The sequence below is a fragment of the Nostoc sp. DedQUE02 genome (assembly GCF_034531035.1).
In the GTDB taxonomy this organism is placed as follows: domain Bacteria; phylum Cyanobacteriota; class Cyanobacteriia; order Cyanobacteriales; family Nostocaceae; genus Nostoc.
This window is the reverse complement of record NZ_JAVRBY020000037.1, coordinates 60,635-81,141: the sequence shown is the minus strand read 5'-3', so window position 1 is coordinate 81,141 and position 20,507 is coordinate 60,635. Positions and strand designations below refer to the sequence as shown.

16 protein-coding genes are annotated in these 20,507 nt (G+C 39.9%); 5 read left to right on the top strand and 11 right to left on the bottom strand.

Annotated features, from left to right (window positions below):
- Nucleotides 1-278: 278 nt before the first annotated feature.
- From RMX98_RS23890 to RMX98_RS23850, 9 genes are all read right to left on the bottom strand, one after another.
- A complete protein-coding gene (locus tag RMX98_RS23890; protein ID WP_322679194.1) occupies nt 279-851 on the bottom strand; it encodes a hypothetical protein in 573 nt (190 codons plus the stop codon).
- Between the two features lie 38 nt (nt 852-889).
- Nucleotides 890-2,503 (bottom strand): TrbI/VirB10 family protein, encoded by a 1,614-nt coding sequence (locus RMX98_RS23885; protein WP_322679195.1) that lies wholly within the window; start codon nt 2,501-2,503, stop codon nt 890-892.
- Nucleotides 2,504-2,511: 8 nt separating this feature from the next.
- Nucleotides 2,512-3,204, bottom strand: a complete 693-nt coding sequence (locus RMX98_RS23880) for a hypothetical protein (protein WP_322679196.1) — start codon at nt 3,202-3,204, stop codon at nt 2,512-2,514.
- A 50-nt stretch (nt 3,205-3,254) separates the two neighbouring features.
- Entirely contained in the window at nt 3,255-4,079 is an 825-nt protein-coding gene (locus RMX98_RS23875; RefSeq protein WP_322679197.1) for a hypothetical protein, read from the bottom strand.
- Between the two features lie 93 nt (nt 4,080-4,172).
- The gene (locus RMX98_RS23870) at nt 4,173-5,222 is read right to left on the bottom strand and encodes a hypothetical protein (RefSeq protein ID WP_322679307.1); all 1,050 of its coding nucleotides are present in this window, start codon (nt 5,220-5,222) and stop codon (nt 4,173-4,175) included.
- 271 nt (nt 5,223-5,493) lie between these two features.
- Nucleotides 5,494-6,321, bottom strand: coding sequence for a hypothetical protein (locus tag RMX98_RS23865; protein WP_322679198.1), 828 nt, complete (start codon nt 6,319-6,321; stop codon nt 5,494-5,496).
- Nucleotides 6,322-6,542: 221 nt separating this feature from the next.
- Nucleotides 6,543-9,290, bottom strand: coding sequence for a hypothetical protein (locus RMX98_RS23860; protein ID WP_322679199.1), 2,748 nt, complete (start codon nt 9,288-9,290; stop codon nt 6,543-6,545).
- A complete protein-coding gene (locus RMX98_RS23855) occupies nt 9,244-9,615 on the bottom strand; it encodes a hypothetical protein (RefSeq protein ID WP_322679200.1) in 372 nt (123 codons plus the stop codon). Before RMX98_RS23855 ends, RMX98_RS23860 begins: the two co-directional genes overlap by 47 nt.
- A gap of 15 nt (nt 9,616-9,630) precedes the next feature.
- The gene (locus RMX98_RS23850; RefSeq protein ID WP_322679201.1) at nt 9,631-10,251 is read right to left on the bottom strand and encodes a hypothetical protein; all 621 of its coding nucleotides are present in this window, start codon (nt 10,249-10,251) and stop codon (nt 9,631-9,633) included.
- A 1,581-nt stretch (nt 10,252-11,832) separates the two neighbouring features.
- Between RMX98_RS23850 and RMX98_RS23845 the strand changes: the two genes are divergently transcribed.
- From RMX98_RS23845 to RMX98_RS23830, 4 genes are all read left to right on the top strand, one after another.
- Nucleotides 11,833-13,248, top strand: coding sequence for a substrate-binding domain-containing protein (locus RMX98_RS23845; RefSeq protein ID WP_322679202.1), 1,416 nt, complete (start codon nt 11,833-11,835; stop codon nt 13,246-13,248).
- A 496-nt stretch (nt 13,249-13,744) separates the two neighbouring features.
- A complete protein-coding gene (locus tag RMX98_RS23840; RefSeq protein WP_322679203.1) occupies nt 13,745-13,921 on the top strand; it encodes a hypothetical protein in 177 nt (58 codons plus the stop codon).
- Between the two features lie 135 nt (nt 13,922-14,056).
- Entirely contained in the window at nt 14,057-14,485 is a 429-nt protein-coding gene (locus RMX98_RS23835; RefSeq protein WP_322679204.1) for a hypothetical protein, read from the top strand.
- Nucleotides 14,486-14,686: 201 nt separating this feature from the next.
- A complete protein-coding gene (locus RMX98_RS23830; protein WP_322679205.1) occupies nt 14,687-14,920 on the top strand; it encodes a DUF3134 domain-containing protein in 234 nt (77 codons plus the stop codon).
- Nucleotides 14,921-15,158: 238 nt separating this feature from the next.
- Here the strand turns inward: RMX98_RS23830 and RMX98_RS23825 are convergent, their stop codons facing one another.
- Together RMX98_RS23825 and RMX98_RS23820 are read right to left on the bottom strand one after the other, a co-directional pair.
- Nucleotides 15,159-16,451, bottom strand: a complete 1,293-nt coding sequence (locus tag RMX98_RS23825; RefSeq protein ID WP_322679206.1) for a murein transglycosylase A — start codon at nt 16,449-16,451, stop codon at nt 15,159-15,161.
- Between the two features lie 139 nt (nt 16,452-16,590).
- Nucleotides 16,591-17,946 carry a proton extrusion protein PcxA gene (locus RMX98_RS23820; RefSeq protein WP_322679207.1) on the bottom strand — a complete coding sequence of 452 codons (1,356 nt, stop codon included), beginning with the start codon at nt 17,944-17,946 and terminating at the stop codon, nt 16,591-16,593.
- Between the two features lie 78 nt (nt 17,947-18,024).
- On the opposite strand from RMX98_RS23820, the gene RMX98_RS23815 reads away from it, so the two are divergent.
- Nucleotides 18,025-20,202 (top strand): recombinase family protein, encoded by a 2,178-nt coding sequence (locus RMX98_RS23815; protein ID WP_322679208.1) that lies wholly within the window; start codon nt 18,025-18,027, stop codon nt 20,200-20,202.
- Nucleotides 20,203-20,507 lie beyond the last annotated feature (305 nt).

Here is a 20,507-nt window from a genome sequence, read left to right as displayed (position 1 = left end):
TGGACACAATTATTTAGAAGACGCATTTCGACTTCTCCCAAGGGGAGACGCTACGCGAACGCTCAATGCTCGGTAAGCTTATTCCTTGAGGGTTGAGTTTCGACTACGCTCAACTTCCGCGCAGTCGAAACCCGGCGAGATCGAGTTAAGTTTAATTTAGTCCTTCTACTTAAAATAAAATCCTAGTTGATACTGAGCGATGAATCGCTCCAAACAAGGATTATCTGAATTAAAGCCCTTATTTCAAATCTTTTTAACTTCTTACTTTTGGTAAAAGTTTATTGTGGAACTCTCGCACAAGCTCCTTCCTGACCAGAAGGATCAGGAAAAATTGCTAAAGTATGATATTCGGGGTTATCTACTCCATATAACACTCGAAAAGTATATAACTTATTTCTACCTTGCCCTTCAGTAACAACTGTTAAAAGTGTATTGCTAGTGTTAGGAAGTCCAGGAATATCTAGTTTTTTAATTCGTCTGAGTTGAATTACATTCGCTGCTGAGTTTTTACAATCTCCTGAAGTAGTATTAGGCTTTGGGCCAAACTGCATACATACCGGACCATCAAAATCCATAGTTACTTGTGATGGATCGTTTAACCAAACTTTTTTTATTACTTCTCCAGCCTGAATAAAGCTTAAGTTTGTTCCTTGCTGATACGAAACATTGATAGTAGGTATTGCTCCCCCTAAGCCTTGTGCTTGGCAGGAAAACATCGAACGCAAAACGGCATTATTAGCTATGGCACGACCTACCAACAAGAACATAGCAACCGAGAAAATTAAGGAAGCTAGAGGTAGGAAATAAGAACGTTCTGGGATATTTCCTGGCAAGTTAGTATCATTTTTCATGGTTGCAAATATCTAAAAATTGGTATAAATCTTACCTCTTAAAACTGGGTTGCTTGATTAACATATACTTCAATATTTGTGCCTGCTGGCAAAAACCAAACACCAGTTTGTTGTGACATTTGGGCGATCGCCTGTTGATTACGTTGAGCAATTTGGGGTACTACAGAGTTTAAACCACCTTCCACAACGCCGGCTGCAAGGTTGCGTCTGTTCTTAGTGACAGTAGTAAGAGTTGTGCTGCTGCTGGTGTTGCCGTCAACGGTAGTTTGTGTAGTAAGTGGTTGGAGTTCAGTATCACTACGATTTATTAACTCTGCGGCTTTACTAATACCTCCCAAAACGAATAGTCCTGCATCCATCGATGCTATGGACGAGCCTTGATTAGGAAATTTATTTGCGATTAAAGGTTTACCTTGAGTACCGCGAATAATAATTGCATTGTTGGGTAAGCTTCGTTCTGTAAGGTTGCCATCATTTTGCGAGATAACTTTAACTACGTTCATCTGCAAAAGACCTTGTTCGGAGAGGGAACGAACTTCAGTAAGGAATTCGGTGTTGGCAGGTAAAGCGATCGCACCATCGCTAGATTTTAGCGGTTCTTTCAATCGGATCACAAATACGTTTTTTCCTTCGCCTGTATCACCACCACCGTTTGACTTATTAGTAGTTTCACCAAATACTGCTGTCGCTAATACAGCTTTGGCACTAGTCCCGACTGGTACAGATTTCTGTCCCTGCGGTTGTGCTTCACTAACTACAGGAGTTTCCGGTTGTGGGCTTTGCTCAGGATTGGGGTTTGCTGTCTGTTGTGGCTGCGGCGTATTGTTTACAGGTTCAGGAGCTGCTGCAATGTTATTAGGTTGATCGGTGACATTTACTTGACCGTAGCTGCCTAACTTTGCTAACCTTGTCCACTCTTCAAGCGGGCTTGGTGGAGATGGCGGAGTGATGATATTGACTATCGGTTGAGTGTTTGGTCTTACAACTGGTAGCTGGCGTGGTAGCTGGCGTGATGGCAAAGGTTGATAAGCAGGTACTTTAACGATGCGTTCAACTGTCACTGTCCGAGGCACGTAAGGTGTTGGTGGGGGTGTTGGAATCACTGTTTGTCTACCTCTGGAAGAAACTGGCGGTTCTTGTAAAGCTACTGTAGGTGTTGATTTGGCAATTCTCAGCTGTTGTTGGGCAGCTTTCACCATCTGTGCTTGTTCAGTCAGGGCTAATTTCGTTTTGAGAGTATCTACTTCAGCTTCTAGCTGTTGAGATGCAGATTCATTAGTGGGCTGCGATCGCACTGGCTGAGAAATAATATTTTTTGGCTTTTGACTGTTGGTACTCATCAACTGGGACAAAAACACACCACCCAACAAAACGATCGCTAAGGTAGCAGCCCCTACCAAGCCTAACTTTGCAAAGGGATTAGATGAGAGGGGTTGCTTAGTCTGAACTTCTTGTGGTTGAGAAACCGACTCTGGTGGCGTTGCCGAGTCTTCTGATCCTTGGGTAGTGGTAGAAGATTCTTCTTCAAAGCCGACCAACCTTGACATCCGTGATTCCCAATCTAGAGATTCTACTTCTGGTTGGCGATCGTCGGTAGTTAAAGTAAATCCATTTTGGGGAGGCGTTTGGGCAGGAGTTGAGTATCGAGTCATGGTAAAGCTTAGTTGGGATTTCCAGAACAATTTTTATCTTGGATTTCACAGACATTATAGATTTCTAGTCTGGCTTCACCAAGGCGGTAAGCTGCGAAGTGCAATGGTAGTGGTGCATTTGGTAGTGCAGTTGCTGGTTCATCTATTGCTCTAACTAAAATTTGTTTGTTAAATGAAACTGATTTTCCCAACTTATCATAACTGCTAAAAATTAATTGATTGGCAAGCATCTCCACTTTCCACTTTCCCTTGCCTATTTCTGTAGGTTGAGAAATTTTTTGGATGACTAATACATTCTCTGCTCCTCTATTAACATTTTCAAATTGCCTATCTGGATTTAAATTAGTCAGTTCTGACTTAAGTTTTTCTTTAAAGTCATCAGCTACCAGTTGGGAAGTAATTTCCCAGACTTGCGTTGGCGGCTGTTGCTGTGACCAGGTAAGCATTAAGCTCATAGTTTCACCCACAAAGCGCCGAATAGCTTCTGGCTGTCGTTCTAAATTTGGTTGGGGGTCTACGGTTATAGTGCGACCATCGACAAGTTGCACTAAACTTTGAGGTGTGAGTTGCCGACCTAACTGTTGTAACATAGACCCATGAAATATTAATAACAATAAAGTTAATAAATTTAAACCAAGGGTTCCTACTGCCAACAGTGGTAAGGGGCTATTTTTTTTATTCTCTGGTTTGAGTAATTGCATTAATACTTAATTATATAAATTTAACTATGAGCCAGGTAATTAGAAATTTATTATCTTATAAAACTATTAGATGATTGTCCACTCCTGCATTTGTTTGATTGATCTTCGTTTAGGTTGTTGTAGCTATCTAGCAAACATAAGTTACGAATTTCATAAATTTCTAGTCTATCAGTGCGGACACTATAAATTGCTTTTTGCAAGTCAGTGTTATTACCAGCTTGAGGATTAGCGAAATAATCTGCTGCACGTACCAGAAACTCTTTATTAAAAGGAGTTATGGTTCTGGCGCTACCAACTCGGTTTTTTTGAATTAAGTCGGCTACCATACCCACTTGCCACTTACCTGGTGCAGTTTGTTTTGGTGGATAAACCCGCTTAATAACTAATTGTGATGTCATCGCTTGAGTAGGATTTTCAGAAAAAACCTCTGGTGGTGTCATTTCTGCAACTGTGCTCAAAAAACCTTTGCGAAAGTCCTCTGATAAGGCAAAACTAGCTACCCAACTGCTGGTACTAATTTTTTGGCTACCACCTTGAGGTGTACTAATAAGTATTCCTAAATCTGATTTGGGATTTGCGACTTCTTCAATACTTTGTGGTGGTAAAGTTCCAGACCAGCTAAACATTGATATCATCGTTTTGCTGATAAATCTGCGAATTGCTTCTGAATCTCTTGCTAAATCATCAACTTTAGGGACTGGTTTACCGTCGATTAATTGCACGAAGTTGGGAGGTTTTCTTAAACTGAGTTGGCGAATAGTTAGCCCTTGTAATAAGAATAAAAATAAAACTAATATATGCAAACTGAAGGTAGCGATCGCAAAAGCCGTTAAAGCACTTCCCGTTTTTTGTCTTTTATCTAGTAAACGTACCATTTTCTCACCTCCTCCTGCAAAAAACCTCAGCTATGCATAACCCACAAAGATGGGTTTTGTCTATGTAGTCGCGACTTCAAGTCGTTCAGCATCCTATATTCTCTCCTTTACTAAAGAAGCCGTATTACTGATAGCGCTGAAAACTGCAAAACCACCAGCAGCAGCCACAAGTAAAGATAAAATTGGTGCTAAAACTCCCAGAAAAATTATGAACCACATTAAATCTGGATCAACATTAGCATTTTGACCTGGCCCATTGACAATAACTGCGGCAGTCAGCACAGCAATAATATTAAATGAAATTTTGGCGATTCCAATCGATAGAAATCCAGTCAGCCATGCAAAAATCGGTTTACCAGCTACAGGCAGCAAAGATCCACCTACAGCAATTGGCCCTAAAACTGCTATTAGCAACATAGTTGCTTCGATCAAATTCTGGAACGCATATTGTAAGGAAACTAAAAAGTTTTTGATGCTGGTTTGGACTGTAGAACCTAACAAAGAATTAAAAGAGGTTTCTGATACAATGCCAGTGCCATATCGGATATTATCTACCTTAGTTTGTAGCCTAACTATCCAGTTTTTATTTCCGTATATATCTCTATATTTCTGCCAGAGAACATTGACTTTTTCGGCAGCTTTAACAAAGCATTGACTTTGTTGTTCACCCGTAAGCGATTGACAAGGACGTAGCAAGGAACCAGCGACTTCTTCAGCAACACTCATATTCAGTGCTTGCTGGTATATTTTATCTGCATCTGCTGATACCACTACTTGCTGATTCACTGTGTTTAAAAAATTCCGTACTCCTAGTGTCAGATTAGAAAGTATACTTCCATTGCCTGAATTACTTAAGAGAACTACCACAATAAAAGGCCAAATCAAAGCTGATATGGGACGGCTATATTCGTAGGATATTAAGTCTCTGAGGAATTGTACCATAAAAAATAACAGGGTTCCTACGGCAAAAAAAATACCCAGATTTGTCAGCGCTCCATACAAGTTATTACCAGTGTTATTTTGTAATAAATCCAGCCATTGTTTGTCCCAACCTTCGGCGATACTTTGAGAAGTTGCCGCACCATTATCGAGAATCTGATCGATGCCTACTTGGGCAAAAATTAGTTTAATAGCAACTTGCATTTTGAGTTTATGGGCTATTTTCTGAGATTGCATCGGGTGTGTTAAAAACGTCACCCACCCTACTAAACTATTTTGGCGTTGCTGATTGCGGTATGAAAAATAATTTTGCGTTATTTCAAAATCCTTGTAGAGACGTTGCAATTGCTAGTCTCTACATCCAAATTCATACCTCGATTCAGCAACACCACTATTTTTTAGATTTCCTGTTGATTTTTCAGAAGTTAAAGGATTGAAAAAAATTCTGAGGAATAAGATTTTTTATTTTAAAATCCTACCTATTAACTTTTCTGCCAAACAAATCTAGTTGAGAAGTCGCTCGTAAAAGTCCTGCCGCTTCAGTAGATGTTTCTACTCTCCGAGCGCGATTTTCCTCTTCTGCCTGTTGAGAAATATTTGCTAAATTTAGGTTAGAGTATTGCAAAGACTGATTATTTTGTAATGTCTGAGCAAATGTTTCAGCTACAATCTTCGATTGTTCTTTTTGGATTTTAATGGTTTCTTGATTGGTAGATAACAATGCTAATATCCCCTGACCTAGCAAATTATCTGCAATACTTATAGCGGCACTCTTCGGGTCAATAACAACACTTCCCAATTTAGTCTCAAAGTTATTAATTTTATTATTAGCATCGTTGAATCCTGCAACATCTTGTATACTTTTCTCTGTACTTTCTAACTTTGCTTTTGTCCGAATTTGCCCATTTCGACCGAGAACACCTACCGCTACTCCACGAGTAATTACACGGTTTAATTCGTTACTAACTAAATTTCCCCGCACTGCTGAATTATTCTCGAAACGACTTGATTTAGAATCGGAACTATAAGAGTAGAGAATCAAATCATCACGAACCTTTTGTCCGGCAGCCACGGGATTAGGTATGTTTAATTCTCCCTTGGAACTACTCAGAGCATTTTGACTTTGTACTTCTAGAGGCTTTAAGTTGTCGCTCAGATTGTATTGAAGGTAGTTTTGCAAATCTGTGGAATAGGATTGAAAATCAGTCCAAACCTGGCCTAATCCGCCCGTCTGAATTTGTGCCATTGCTGGTAGTATCGCCAGGGATAGCAAGGTAAAAGTAAAAATCGTAGTTTTTCGCATATATCTGTGCCGGAAAAAGGTAAACTACATTATATAGTGAGTAAAAACTTAGTTTTTTAAGTTTGCCAATTTTGGATTTGGGATTTTGAACTAGTCTTTCGGTTCTAGGAAAGCCCTATGGCTGCTATTAAATCTAAAATTTTTAGCCTGCACCCACTCTGGAGTTGCAGTCAATCTAAAACCAAAATTGTTGACTCACTGTTAACTGCTTAAAAATCCGATTAACTACTACGCAGAGTCGCCACTAACTGACGTGCAAAGGCAGAAATTGCTTCATATTTATCGCTGTGAAGTTGCATCATTTGGCTACGTGCAGTTTGTTCATAAGGGTTATTAGCGACTGCTGCCAATTGTTCAAAACCTGGATAGTAACGGCAGAATGTATAACTACCGTTATCATCTAGTAGCCATTGACTATAAACGCCTTCTTTGCGAGGAAAAAAGCTTTCTGAAGCATTACGAGAAATAACTTGGCGGGGATATTTCAAGATATCTGCAAAACTATCTACTGCAACTGGCTGAATACGTCCAATTAATCGTGTTGTCAAGTTTTGCAAAATTTTAGATGCAGCTTTAGATTTGGCAATGGTGTCAGGATCTTGTCCTGATAAGATGACTCTGATACCAGCTTTGGCACCGTTCGCACAAATTCTGCCAACTAAGTCAGAAATTTGCTCGAATTCAAATAAAATTGGTGCTTCATCGATAAAGAATATGGAAGCTGGACTACTTAATGCACGGCGGAGTGCGGCTGAATAGGCACTTAACGAGAGTACGGCTGCATCTTCACTATCTGATAGGTTTCTGAGAGCAAAAACTAAAAGTTGTGCATCGGTAGGAAAGCTAGATGGTGCAGAAATTGCTTGTCCCACACGGCTAGAAAGCCAAAACCTCAAGCGCAACTGAATTTGACTCAGAGCGTCTTCTACTCTGCCAGTTAAAGAACTTAGTTGTAAGTGTTCGGGTGAGCAAAAATAGAGAAAATCTTTCAAGGTAGGAGTTTTCTGCCAAGCAAGAGTGCCAAATCCCCCCGCCATCGCCTGCCGATATCGCTCTTGGATGCCTTCATCTCTAAAGAAGGCTTCTAAGGCGAGGTTGAGCAGCGATCGCACGGTTTGCGATAAAATTTGACTTTCAGTCGATGATCCTAAAACCATTGTCATTAACGCTGATTCTAGGAAGGCGGTATAATCGTTAAAGCGATCGCGCTGTTGTTCTACTTCTAGCGATCGTAAATCTGGCTGTTCAAATAAGTTATTCGATTGTTTGGAAATATCAAAATAGGCTCCATTCCCCTCCATAAACTCTGTATAGTCGGTGAAAGTAGATGTCCCATCAGGTTTAGGGAAATCTAAGGCCACAACTGGAATTCCATGCGCTAAAGCTTGAGTTAAAATTCCTGATACTAACACCGATTTCCCAGCACGAGTTGTAGCAAACAAAGCTAAATTTTTGTGTTGAGTAAATAAGTCTAAATGTACGGGTGTTCCGCCTTCTTCAGCAATCAACTCAAAGCCTTGTCTATCACCTTTCTTAGTTAAAACTAGAGGCATTAATCCCGGAACTTCACTTGTTAAATATAGCTGGCGACGATTAAAAGGTGTTGCTAATAAACCCTCCCAAACTATCGGTAGAGTTTGTAGCCAAATTTTCCAAGCATATTCAGTTTCCCTAATTACCCTGGCTGGACGTTGAAAACAGTTTTCAATATATCTTGTCGCCTCATCTAATTTTTCTACAGTTGGACGATGTACTAAAATAGCGACACTTGTATAAATCGGAACTGCACCTTCAAATAATTGTTCTTGCGCTGCTACCGATTTCTTCAACTTTAATTGAGCGTTGACATCAATAGTTTTACTTTTTTCTTGAGCCATGATTGTTGTCATGTTTGACTGCTTCAGCACTCGTTGTAGAGTAGTTTTTACCAATGCTGGATTTGCAGCAGTCAACTCACAAAAAATTTCTGTATCTACTACTGTTTCTCTGGCTAATAGTTCCCATAAATAGCGCAGTTGAGCCGATTTACTAGTCCAGCCGCCGGGTTTTTCGAGAAATGACAGTGTGCCAATATAACGATTGTTAACATTAACCCAACGGCGATCGGCACAAGGTACACTAGATTCCATCAGCAAAGTTGTGCCGTGGATATTATCTAGAAGCAATTTAGTGCTGGCTAAATCAGAATTAACTTGCTCATGCAGTCCTTGTTCATCTAAAGTCATTAATTGGGGAATATCTATTGGCTGCGTATCGTTAAACCTTTTCCAGATGTCTCCCCAGAGATCATCAGCAGTCAAAGGCTTGACATCCAATCCCATTTTGTTAGATAAAATTTGTTCCCATCGGAGAAAACCTTGGTTGTAAGCATTTGTAATTAGAGTTTCAATGCGTTGATTTTCTACTTCTGAGAGATCGCCTTTGAATTTCAACCACCACGATTCAGCTTTGACTAAAAGCTTTTCTATCCAATCATCTGCATGTTGCGAGTTAGATTCAATGGTATAGGTGACATAAATTCGCAAAAACTTGGGTTTACGAATCCCAGAAATTGTCAGTTCTTTAACTCTGGCTCTCTCCGCCATCAACAAATATTTTATGTCTCGTGATGGCGCATTTCTGATTAATGTAGCTAATTCTTTTTGGCGTTCTTTATCTGAACTAAAAGAACCTAAGTGCAGTGTCATCCGTTCACCGCTAGGAATGTCTTTTAATCCAGCTTCAATGTTATTAAAAAGTGTATCAATTTGTTCAGGTCTTAAGGTGGTATGAATTCCCTTACAATCAAAACCAAAAACAAAGCAAAACCGATCTTTTTGAGTGCCCTTTGTTAAAAGATAAGCGCCAATATTGCGTCCATTCATTGCGACACGCAGCATTGTCGCCAAGTGCAAGGCATCTTCAAATGGTGTTAATCTACCTTCATTTCCGGCGATGCCGACGCTTTGTTTTCCGATTTTTTGCTTCATGGTTAACTTCCAGTAAGCTTTGATAACGAGCAAAGCCTCTTGTCCAAGCGGGAACGCCGATAAATTTACTTAAAAAACTCCAACTCCTACCACCAGTTAATATCCACCAAGTTCCTATTCCCCAACCAGTCATTAATACTGTCCATAACCATTTTTGAAACTCTTCTTGGAAAAGACCTCCAAAAATTCCATTGATAATAAAATAGGAGGCTAGGGCAATTACTGTCCAAGGAAGAATTTGATCGGCAGGGATTGGCCCTAATGAAGGTTGACTTCCCAAAACCTGATTGACTGGACGAAATTCTTGTTCCCGCTCTTGAGACATTTCAAAATATCTAAATTATTTACTGCTATCGCCAATTACAAAGCGTGTGAGTACATCAGCAATGGTAACAGCAACAACCACTAATAGGGGAGTTCTGGCGATGCTTTGCCAATCTTCATCTTTACGCACTGCATTGATCACACCAACCAAGGAAATTGCAATATAGAGTAAGTAAATTGCCCGCAACACATTAAATATCAAACTTACGGCTGTGTCGCTACCACCAGCATTGGTTGTTGAACCATCTTGTAAGGTTTTTTTGAAAAACTTTTCAGCTTCCCCAAAAAACTGTGCTTGTGCGGGGGCTGCAAAACAGTCTAACCAATATAAACTCAAAATGATCGCTGCTGCTAAAATTTGTAATAATATTAGCGATCGCTTTGGTAAATTTACTTGCTGCCCAATTTGCTGGGTGATAACTGCAATTAAGCTACCAACGAGTAAACAAAAGAGCAGGATAGGACTTTTTAGGCTGATAACGCTAACGAATACAGCACAAGCAATCAAAAAAGGTACAGATTCAACCAGAATAGTCAGACCGGATTTAAATGCCAGTCTTAACTTGTGAGATTCTTTCGCACCACTACCAGTTAAAGCTTTGAAAAAGTTTCTCTCGTGAGAACTTTGTCTAAACATTTGCTAATTTTCCTATAGTGTACTATAATTGCTCTTTTTCAGATTTTGCAGCTACTACAATTTAACATGCTTTAACATGATTTTTAATCAAATTATGAACTTGTAGTAAAGTTTTACATTCTACATCAGTATCATGAAGTTAAGTTAACTTAATATTAAGATTTATCTAAAACTTAATATCTCTGATTTGAGAAACTAGTACCGCAAGCCCGAAGTCAAAAATTAAAAGTCAAAATGAATACAACGTAAAAGTTTCGTTGATTTGGAATGGTGAGGCAGTCCGGTCTTGGGGGTTCCCCAATGAGAAACTGCCGAACCCGTTAGCGAGTCTTGCCTACGGCACGCTGCGCGAACGAGCGTCAGGGGTGGTTTATATTACGCCGTGCTGTACTAGGTTGCAAACCTCAAGCTTTACCTTCTAGAATCCTGCTCGGCTTTGAGAATTTCCTCAATCTTCTCATACACAGAGCCTTAATAAACCAACTTCAAAGCTTTGACTTTCCTGACCCCATGAGTATTTGAGTGAGCAAAGTGGAAGTATGCTGTAGTTTAGCGTAGACACACGGTAGTGAGCTAGTGCAGTCTCAAAGATTTCCTGGATGAGCGACTGGCATTAGCATTCGTGCAGCGTCGTAACAAGTGCTGAATAAAAAGTAAAATTACACAGATTCTTTAAAGACGCTATGCGAACAGACATGAAAAATAGAGATGCATCTTTTCAAGCATCAGGTGTTACAAGAGATAATACATCTGAATCTGGATTTTATTTGAATTACATAGCGTACTTTTTGTCAAGGAGGCTAATGTATTTAGGAAATGATGTTCAATGCTTATTAAACCCTCTAAAAAAATCTCAATAAGCAAAATTATATAATTATATGAAAGTTGCAAATTTTTCTCTGATAAAAGTAATAAAAACCACTTTTAATACTCTTAAATTTCGAAAATATATTTATTTTTTAATCATTCCATAATGTAATCATGATTTGAGCTTTACCTTCAGACTATAGTGTTGATTTCGTTGGCGCAATTTAACAGCTATTAGCTATAGCAGTCCTACAAAGATTCGTGAAATATTGACTTTCTTTACTTCGTGCATTAGCGGTAGTTTGTTGTAAACTGCTGCATATTTACATGAAAGAAAGGAATTTTCATAATTCAGAGAAAATTGCCACGTCAAACAAGTAAGTGGGTAAAATAAACATGGCTTTTTAGAAGGGGATAAAAAGCTAAAAGTGTGGATTTATGGATGATTCATACTACCTATTAGTTATTCCCTGAACATTAAAGCTACTAATTGTTTATTTATGCAAACTTACATCATCAATGTAGAGTTATTAACTAGCAAATGATTATGTGACTGGGTGTATAAGCAATAGCTTAACTCCTTTCAAATCTTGAAGGCTTTGCATCTAATATTTTCTACATTCTTTAGAGAATTTTGCAAAATTTTGATTGAAAACTAGCCTTGAAAGGCACAAGTTTACCGTGCTTATAAAAGGTTATTTTTTATCGTCAGTTTGACACTTGATTTGCCTTTGATTGAGTGTTGAAACAGAAATTAACTTCAAGGAGCTTGACATGAATTTTTATTGCGATCGCCAATTGAGTAAATTAGCAAGTTCAATTACTGTACTTGCTATAGCAACTGGTTTAGTAGTAGGTCAATCTACTACTCAGCAATCTTTAGCTCAGACCTCCACCACTCCTCCCCCATCTGGAGTAACCTCTATAAATGGTGCAGGTGCAAGCTCTATAACTACATTGCTTATAGGTACAGGAACTACCTATCCTCTTGCGCCGAAAGACTCATGGTTTAACGCTTACGGTGTTGGAAATCCTCCATCTCTCAATAACAATGTACCCCCAGCCCTAACTGGATTTCCAAACGGAAGCTATGGTCCACTTACTACGTTATCCACATTCAGATATGCTTCCATTGGTAGTGGTGCAGGGCTAACAGCTTTCTTCAGTCAAACCGTGCCACCAGTACCACCTAATACTGCAACTATCTTAGCCCCAGTCTCTTTTGCCGCTACTGACGACCCTGTATCAGGAACAGAAAGAGTGATTGGCAGTCCTAACGATGTTCCCACCCCCGCAGGCACACCCCAAAACCCTGTTCCATACATTCAAGTGCCTGTGATCAGCGTCGGAATCGCATTAGCTTACAACCCCACTGGTCTAACTGTACCAGCAGGTGGAATTAAGCTTTCACGAGCTACTTATCTGGGTATTCTTAACGGCACTATCGCAAATTGGAATGCTCCCCAAATTAAAGCAGATAACGGTGGTGTAGCAATTTCAGCAAATAAGCCCATCGTTGTAGTGCGTCGTAGTGACGATAGTGGTACCACTTTTGCTTTAAGCGCTCATCTCAAGGCGGCATTTGGTGCTACATGGAACAGAGGAGTTGGTAAAAAAAGTATTGCTCAACCTGCTGGTGGTATACCCAATCCACTACCAGCCGATACAGTTGTTTGGCCAGCCAGTTTCCAATCCGCTTCAGGAGGTGGAGCTGTAGCCACTAAAATCAAAGCCACTGCTGGTGCAATTGGTTATGTGGATAGTGCGACACGGTTAGCGAATAGTCTGCAAGCAGCTGTCTTAAAGAACAAGGCAGGTACTTACAATGCCATCTCACCAACTACAATTTCAAATGCTTTTGTTAGTGCGACTGACCAAGATACAAATGCTCGGCGGATTAAACTCGTTGTCACCGATCCAGCAGCAGCAAATGCTTATCCGATTGTTACAGCAACTTACCTGCTATTTTATGACAAATACGCAAACGTTAACGTCGCAAATCATATTAAAGGATTCATCAACTGGGCTTTAGGAGTTCCACCTGTTCCAGCACCAGGAACAGATGTGACAATTGATCCGAATGCTATAGCTATAGCTCGTGGATATGCTCCTCTTCCCGCCGGCATTAAAAATCTGTCTCGAGGTCTTGTTAATACTTACGTGAATAATGTTTTTAATGCCGCTCCATAATTGCGTTCATACATACCGTTTTTGGACTTAACCGCCCTTGCCTCCTTTAAATCTATAAATATCTTGGCAAGGATATGAAAACGATGCCCCAGGATTATATTTACAATTCTGGGGTTTTATTTAAGCGATGGATGCGATCGCAATCAGTACCAGTATTTAGCCTGAATTTATAACTATTTTTAGTAAAAATTAAAACCAAAAATAAATATATTTACTTGTTTTTTGTAGATTTAATACAGTTTAACTATTGCTATCTACATATATATCGATCAGAATAGTTAAAAAAAGTTCAATCACTAACTATGTTATGATTACGAGATGTTGAGAAATATTTTCGGTTATGTAACTGATTATTATAGACGCCTCTCCGAATCTAAATCTCTACACCCTTTGATTCTGAAGGTGTTTGATGTCAGTTGATGTTGCTAATCTATCCAATGAGGTTAAAGATGACGACCGAGAACGAGTCTTCTCAGAGTATGGATAAAAGCTTTTGGTGGCTACCAACTATAAAAATGGTAAAAAGAGGGGATTTGCCGTTGTAGAAATAAAAATATACGCCCAAGAAGTAATCGCTATTTTAGTGTTGAGAGATATCCAAGGGATGAGTAATAGTCTCAAGAATAAAGCTAAGAGTTTTAGAAATAAGAGTCTTCAGCATCCCAAAAATTGAAACTTTAGTTAAACGAACTGTATTGTAATATCTCGTGTGACACTGATATCTCAAACTATCAAAAAAATCTACTGAGAAGAACGACAAGTCTAGTGTGTCACAAATCCAGACAACATACGGATACTATTTGAGCTTATGCTAACGGATATAATTACCCGTCCTGAGTCCCTGACAGAAGATTGCTTTTTTACTTACGCCCTTGGGACTGATTTGCATGATACTAACTTGACAGCCAAATATTTACGCCGAATTAGAAAAGAAGATAAACCATATATCGACATAGCTGTTTCTCCCAGACCTGGCTATCGGTTTGAGGTTTGCCTTATCCCTGTTGAAGGCTTCGCTCAAGAAACAATATTGACAAAAGATGGGTTCGCCAAAGCATTAGCGATTATTTGTGCTGTGTCTAACAAAGCTAGAAAGCGATTCCCTTCAGGAAATGGACAAGAAATAGTCCGATGTCAATTTAGTAACTTAGCTGATGCGGTAGCTGTAGCGAATAGACTATCTGCATTGCCCTCTGATATGTATGAAACTATCGCCAAGCTACCAAATGCTTTGTGATCTCGCTTTTGGAAAAAGGGGACTGGGAATTAGGGATTCTTTATTGGGTATCAAATCGAAAAATTATGGTGTAGGCTTGTACCGACTACCAAATGTTAAAAAACTTTTTCCAGTACCCAGGGAAAAGAACGCCGCAACCAGTTGAATGTATAATTTTGGTGTTTTTGTACGGTAATCTATAATTCAAAGTGAGTTTTTTTTATGCCTACAAGTCCTTTGCGTGAAGAACCTCGTAACCAGCGAGCGCCTGTAATCCGTACAAGTAATGAGTTTATTCTTTTGGAATGGCTAAAGTCAACTGGTCGTCTAATTGAGCGTGAACATCAAGAATCTGAGTATCTAACTGAAGTAGAAGAAATTTCCGAAATGATAGACCTTGATGATATTCCTTACGATCACGACGATGACGATTCTGATATGGATTTAGAAGCCTAGTACCGCAAGGCGGAATTCAAAATTCAAAACTTGTACTGAGCGTAGCCGAAGTATTCAAAATTCAAAATGAATACAGCGTAAGCGTTCCATTGATTTGGAATGGTGAGGCAGTCCGGTCTTGGGGGTTCCCCCCATGAGGAACTGTCGAACCCGAAGGGCTGCTTCATTTTCACCAAAAGCCTAAAATTCCCGACTTTTTAAATCAGTCGGGAATTTTGCTATTAAAATGCAAGTTTGTTTAATTCTTAGACTTGAGTAAGAGATAAAATAATTGTCCATTGCTGACTGTAACACCAGCGCGATCGCCTGCTATTTTCCCAGTACCTAAAAAATAATCTACTCTACCTGCACCTTTAATTGCACCTCCCGTATCTTGGTCAAGAACATAGCGACTAACGATGCGCTCCTCCATTGTTCCGGTAGAATTAACAAAAGGAATAGAAGCGCGAATCAACGCTAATGCACCAGGAGGCATGAGAGATTTATCTGTAGCAATAGAACGCTCTGCCGTTAATGGTACATTGATAGAACCTTGGGCTGGCTCACCGTGGTTTTCTTGAAAAAAAACAAAACTGCGATCGCGCGGTATATAAATATTTAATTCTTGAGGATGCTTTTGGAAATAGTCGAGAATAATTGGCAAAGTGATACCTTCTAGCGGTAATTTGCCATCATTCACTAATTCTCGCCCAATACTTTTGTAATTATAAGCGGTATGACCCGCATAACCGATTGTTGTTTGAGTGCCATCGAGAAGTTGAAGTCTCGCCGAACCTTCAATTTGTGCTAGATATGGCTCAAGGCGATCGCGAAACCAAAACAACTCTAATCCTCGTAATTTTCCTTTTGCACTTTGCAAACCATCAGCTCCTTCTAACTCCTCGCGTGTCGGATGAGGTTTAGGCCAGGAATTGAAATCAGGAGGTAATCGATAAACAGGATAGCGATATTCTGTTGTGGGGACGCGACTGGCTGCGTAAAGCGGTTCATAATAGGCGGTGAATAAAACAGAACCTTTGTTATCTTTTCCGACTGACTGATAAAGAACAAATTCCCGCTCAATGGCTTGATGTAATTCTGTTGCAGAATTAGTTTTTAATAGCAATTCGCGGAATCTTTTCAAGCTTTTGATAATGCGATCGCGCGTAATCCCAGCCACCGGATAGTTTTGATAAGCAGCCGCAGCATTAGCCGTTTCCAGGTATTCGAGACTACGAGCGATCGCATTTATTAGCGCCTTTTTCTCTGGTATTTCGCCATAAATTACTTCATCCAAACAAGAGGTATCACCTTGACAACAAGTAATTGGTAGTCTCTGGATTAACGGTGATTTTTGCTTTTGTGAAAATGCATCTTGATTTTCAGCAGTCAAAGACACTGGTATATCCCACTTTTTCACCTGACATTCTGGCAAAATGACTTCCTGATGCGCCAAAGATTGCATTCGCACCAGCAAAATCGACAAAACCACAGGTAAGCTAATAGCAATAATTTTGCTAAACTTTCCTAACTCAGCAAGTGTCTTGTTCATCAAAATTCAAAATTTTCAAGATTATCCTACCTTGCTCAAATTCTCAAATCAAACATCAAAAATTATTTTTAATTGTTTTACAACACAAAAATTTCCCCTATTTTCTATTCCCTATTCCCTATTCCCTATTCCCTATTCCCTATTCATTCATATTCCGGTAAGTCGCAACTGCCGAAGGCGATATCCGATTTAAATACCGGAATATCCAGTACTTGAAAATCGTATCTAAAATCACCGGAAATGTGGCAATAAATAAGAAGATAAAATCTCTATTTGCTGGTAATCCCCAATGACGTGATACACCTTCTAGAAGTACTTCCCAGCCATGAGGAGAGTGAAATCCTACAAAAATATCAGTGAACAAAATGATAATAAATGCCTTAGCGCTATCACTCAGTCCATAGACAATATTATCAAAGAAATCTTTCAGCACAGCAATGGAAGACTTACTGACTAACAAAAGCCAGATAAAAGCAACCACCGCAAAAATATCTGCAAAAACATTTTTGATAGCACTAGAGCTTTCGTGACGAAATTCTTCGGCAAGCTCTACAGCCTTATTTTTCATTTCAACTTCTATCTGTTCAGGCAATAGTGTAGGAGCTTTGACAATAAGATTTTGAAACTTGAGCTTTTCTTCAAATCTTTGTAATTCTAGAAGTGCTTCCTCCTCCATTTCAGAATTGAGGAATATCTGCATTTGCTCTGCGCTTCTAAACCGCTCAATAATTGGGCCAACTACGAAAGATTTTGCTATCTGATGGGTCAAAAGTGGTACAATAATTAATAGTAAAATAAACCTGAGAGATATTATTGTTCTTCTTTGAGTCTGACGAAAACTCTGAATTACCTCTCGTTCGGAATTAGGATCTAATTCAACTTGCAGACGACTGATAGTACTTAAAATAGAGCGGGGTAAAACGCCCATTGTATCTGTTTTACGCTTTACTCTTTGTTGATTATCAGAGTCTTGAGTTGGTATTTTGGGTGGTAATGTTGGAGTATTGACGAGCAGAGATTTGTCGTCAGATATCACAGAGTTTACTGGTAGATTTGGAGGTCTAACTACTAAATCTTTGGAAGTTGTTTGCTCGGAACTTGTTGTGTATTTAGATATAACTTGATCGATGAAGTTGAGCTTTTCCAAAACTAAAGAAGGACTTAGATGCTGTATACCCACTTTTTGAGCAGCTTTTTGATTTTCTTCATTTAGAAACCAACGGCTTGCTCTAAACTCCGTCAGCCGCATCCTGGCAATTTTTAATAGCTTGTTGAGGTCTGACTCAAAATAATCCATGACGCTATTACTGTACATAGCTGAGTCAGTGTCTATCTTATTACCATTGAAATGCTTATTTTCTATTTCCTGAATCTTTAATGCTGCATCGTAAGCCTCATGTAAAGAACGTTCAGGAGTCTGTAAGTACAGCCGATAAGCAGCAAGTAAGAAAGAATAAATTTTTTGGCTAAAAACAGAGTTTTTCATTGCAGACAATCATCCAGCATTATTTGGCGATTATTAACCTTAAGTTAACGCACGAGGTATACTAGCAAATCTACAAGGAGAAAGTTTGTGGTTTCTCATTCGGTTTGGATTGTTGGCACTAGCCGTAGTGGTAAGACGGCTCGCTTAGTAGAGCAATTTTGTAATTGGGTAAAAGCTGAGAATAAATATACTGAATCATTTTATACTAAAAAAACAGGACGAAAAAAAGCTGTTCATGTACCTGAATTTTTATATCTTAAACAAACAGAGCCAGGAGTTTTAGTCTTAGCTGCTAATGATGATAATCGTCGAGAGCTAGGAGACATAATTGTTACATCTACTTTTGGTAAATATCCGGTTCGTGCCAAGACACCACTAGGTTTTTTCCAGGATGAAGTTATTTTATTTTGGCCGTTGCTAGTTAACTCGTTGAACCTGAAGGCACAGTTTCCGGTACGGCTGCGGCCAGAAACAGAGCAAGAGTTAGCAACCAAACTCTGGCGTCCCCAATTAGACGAAGAAATTTTACGTCTTGCGGGAGTGAATGAATCTCGCATGGTGCGTCGCATCCTAGACTTATTGCAATTAGCAGCTTACAGTGGTACACCTTGCGAAGATATTGCCCAGATTTTGGTAAGGGGTCTGGGGGAAAATACCACAACTTTAGAGCCGGAATTTTTGGCATCTTTGCTGCTAGATTGGCGCAACTGGTGTTTAGAGAGGGGGTTACTAACTTACGGGATTATTACCGAACTTTATAGTCAGCACTTGTTAAGCGATCGCAATTATCAGCAGCACTTAACTAAACGCTATCAGGCGGTACTGGCGGATGATGTAGATGACTATCCTAGCGTAGCGCGTCTTTTGTTTGAACTGCTATTAGATCAAGGCGTAGTTGGGGCGTTTAGTTACAATCCTGATGGTGCTGTGCGATTGGGATTGGGAGCTGATCCCAATTACCTAGAAGGGTTAGCAGAACGTTGTCGGGTAGAAATCTTAAACGGGCCGCCTCCAGAGTCCCTTGGTGAGCAACTCACCAAACAAATGGTGGAATTAGTCACAGAACCGATGGTGCTATTGAGTCTACCAAAAACGGTGCATTCAATTCAAACTACCTCCCGCGCTCAATTATTGCGGCAAACAGCAGAGGAAATTGCTAATGCCATCCAATTACAGCAAGTGCAACCAGAACAAGTGGCGATTATTGCACCAGGTTTAGATGCGATCGCTCGTTATACTCTAGTAGAAATCCTCGTCAAGCAAAATATCCAAGTAGAATCGCTCAATGACCAACGTCCCCTAATTAGTTCACCCGTGATTCGTGCATTACTCACCATGCTGGCACTAGTTTATCCCGGCTTGGGACGTTTGGTAGACCGGGATGCGGTGGCAGAAATGCTAGTTGTCTTGAGTAGGAAACAACCACCAGAAAACTCTACAGACGCGATTAATCGCGTCTCTACTGATATTGATCCGGTACGCGCTGGTTTGATTGCAGATTACTGCTTTGTACCCCATCCCGATCGCCCTAACTTGCTACCAGTATCAGCCTTCGAGCGCTGGGATAGAATCGGCTATGCAGCAACTACAGCATATAATGAGATATTGCAGTGGTTAGAACAACAGCGATCGCAACAAGAATTGCGTTTAATTCCCAGTCCCATTTCTCTCTTAGACAGAGCAATTCAGCGTTTTTTGTGGAATGGGAGCAATCTCCCTTACGAACAACTAGCCGCATTACGCGAATTATTAGAAACCGCTCAACACTACTGGGAAATTGACACTAGATTACGACAAATTGCCCCAGTTGAAACAACACCTCAGACAACTATTATTGAATTCATTCAACTACTGCGACGTGGTACAATAACCGCTAATCCTTACCCTGTGCGTCCCATTGGGGGAGCGAGAAAGGCTGTCACCTTAGCAACTATATTTCAATATCGGTCTAGTAGGCGATCGCACCGTTGGCATTTTTGGCTGGATGCTGGTTCACCACTATGGGCGAAAGGTGGCGCGGCAACGTTATTTGGTGCGCCGTTTTTCCTGCGAGACAGGTTAGGCGAACCTTGGACAGCAGAAGATGAAAAATTAGCAGAAGAACAACGACTGCAAAGAATTTTGACAGATTTGCTCTCTCGTGTATCCGAAAGAGTTTATTTGTGTCACAGCGATTTAGCCGTGAATGGACAAGAACAATTAGGGCCGTTGTTACCTTTGGTAAATGCTTGTGTAACAGTTATTTCTGGGGCTAATGTTAATTGAGTGTTTTTGTAGCGGTTCTCGACAAGCGTGAAGTACAATTTTGACCTCTCTTCAAACCTCTCCTAAAAGGATGTCTGAAAAGTTCTTTTATATACATCTAACCCTTAGAGATCCCCCTAAATCCCCCTTAAAAAGGGGGACTTTAATAGATATTTTTCTGGTTCCCCCCTTATTAAGGGGAGCCAGCGCGGTCTTGGGGTCTCCCCAAGTGGAGCGACTGGCGTGGGCTAGGGGGGATCGAATTCTATGCAGCTTCATAAAAAATTGGTATTAAAATAGGTTTATTAAACGCAGCGATCGCAAAA

Coding starts and splice junctions, on each gene's coding strand:
- RMX98_RS23835 (WP_322679204.1), top strand. CDS start 14,057: ATGCTAACGGATATAATTACCCGTCCTGAGTCCCTGACAGAAGATTGC.
- RMX98_RS23860 (WP_322679199.1), bottom strand. CDS start 9,290: ATGAAGCAAAAAATCGGAAAACAAAGCGTCGGCATCGCCGGAAATGAA.
- RMX98_RS23890 (WP_322679194.1), bottom strand. CDS start 851: ATGAAAAATGATACTAACTTGCCAGGAAATATCCCAGAACGTTCTTAT.
- RMX98_RS23855 (WP_322679200.1), bottom strand. CDS start 9,615: ATGTCTCAAGAGCGGGAACAAGAATTTCGTCCAGTCAATCAGGTTTTG.
- RMX98_RS23845 (WP_322679202.1), top strand. CDS start 11,833: ATGAATTTTTATTGCGATCGCCAATTGAGTAAATTAGCAAGTTCAATT.
- RMX98_RS23885 (WP_322679195.1), bottom strand. CDS start 2,503: ATGACTCGATACTCAACTCCTGCCCAAACGCCTCCCCAAAATGGATTT.
- RMX98_RS23870 (WP_322679307.1), bottom strand. CDS start 5,222: ATGCAAGTTGCTATTAAACTAATTTTTGCCCAAGTAGGCATCGATCAG.
- RMX98_RS23875 (WP_322679197.1), bottom strand. CDS start 4,079: ATGGTACGTTTACTAGATAAAAGACAAAAAACGGGAAGTGCTTTAACG.
- RMX98_RS23850 (WP_322679201.1), bottom strand. CDS start 10,251: ATGTTTAGACAAAGTTCTCACGAGAGAAACTTTTTCAAAGCTTTAACT.
- RMX98_RS23865 (WP_322679198.1), bottom strand. CDS start 6,321: ATGCGAAAAACTACGATTTTTACTTTTACCTTGCTATCCCTGGCGATA.
- RMX98_RS23830 (WP_322679205.1), top strand. CDS start 14,687: ATGCCTACAAGTCCTTTGCGTGAAGAACCTCGTAACCAGCGAGCGCCT.
- RMX98_RS23880 (WP_322679196.1), bottom strand. CDS start 3,204: ATGCAATTACTCAAACCAGAGAATAAAAAAAATAGCCCCTTACCACTG.
- RMX98_RS23825 (WP_322679206.1), bottom strand. CDS start 16,451: ATGAACAAGACACTTGCTGAGTTAGGAAAGTTTAGCAAAATTATTGCT.